This window comes from Legionella sp. km772 (assembly GCF_003989735.1).
GTDB lineage: Bacteria > Pseudomonadota > Gammaproteobacteria > Legionellales > Legionellaceae > Legionella.
Map to the genome: position 1 here is coordinate 1 of NZ_RZGQ01000374.1, position 1,042 is coordinate 1,042.

The window sequence follows — 1,042 nt, forward strand, 5'->3', positions numbered from 1 at the left end:
ATGAATGCCATTTAATTGGATTGTTGCATCGCTTTTAACAACTCGTTCAAATGGCTCACGTAATAAAAGGCTGTACTGCTCATAAGCACAAATGCTTGTGTCCGCGTGCTGTGGTAAATTAGTTTTCCATACTTGATAACGACTCGCGTGTTGCGAACGATGTCTCATATTGCCCAGTTCAACCATGAAGCGATCTAAATAACCATTAGCCCCATTTAAATCAAATGGCTTATCAAATTGATATAAAGGTTCCACCTTGGATTTGATAGTTCGGTGATGGCGCTCTGACTTTCCTTTTGCCCGAGAGGTTGTTTTTCGACCTCCTTTCCCACGGGGTAAATGAGTTAAAATCTGGACTCCTAACTTTATCATTACCCGCGTAAAAAGTTTTGATTTTACAAAACTGGCATTGTCAGTGTAGATGAAGTCTGGAATACCATAGAGCTCCGGTTGGGAGTCGGATATTTTTGAGAACGCGCGATAAAGAAAATCAAGGGCTGTAAGGGTATCTTCACCTTCTGCCAAATAATAACGTGAATAGCTAAGCCCGCTTTTATCATCAACCACTGAGAATACGAAGAGCCGTCGTGGATCATCAGGGTGTTGAGATGGAAGACGATGCAGTTCAGATGGAGTAATATCAAATTGCCAACATTGATTACTGTAAGCAGCCTCAAAATGATTGACTACCGGCTCAGAACAAATATCTTCCGGAGAAATTAAATAATGATTTAGGTACTTGTTGATTGTTGAAACACGAAGTTTCCCTTTAGGGGCAGTAATAATACGCCCTTTTATTTTAACGCCATCTTCTTCAAGAAGCTTAATGCAACTCGCTGTAGAAATAAGATGCTTTTTGCTGTTCATAGAGCGTATTTTCATTGCTGCAATAAGCTGGCAATAGTGAAATAATTCTTCTTAGATAATTATTCTTGGAGTCCCTTTGTCTTTACGGGACTTGCGTTCATTGGGATGCAAACTCAATTGATTGAGTTGCCTGTAGACGCTGCTTTCACTAAGCTGATAATGTGTGGCCACTTCT

At 40.2% G+C, this 1,042-nt stretch carries 1 pseudogene; it reads right to left on the minus strand.

What is annotated here, in order from left to right:
• Window positions 1-867, minus strand: a pseudogene (locus tag ELY15_RS15980) (DDE-type integrase/transposase/recombinase); the annotation flags it as partial.
• Window positions 868-1,042: the final 175 nt, after the last annotated feature.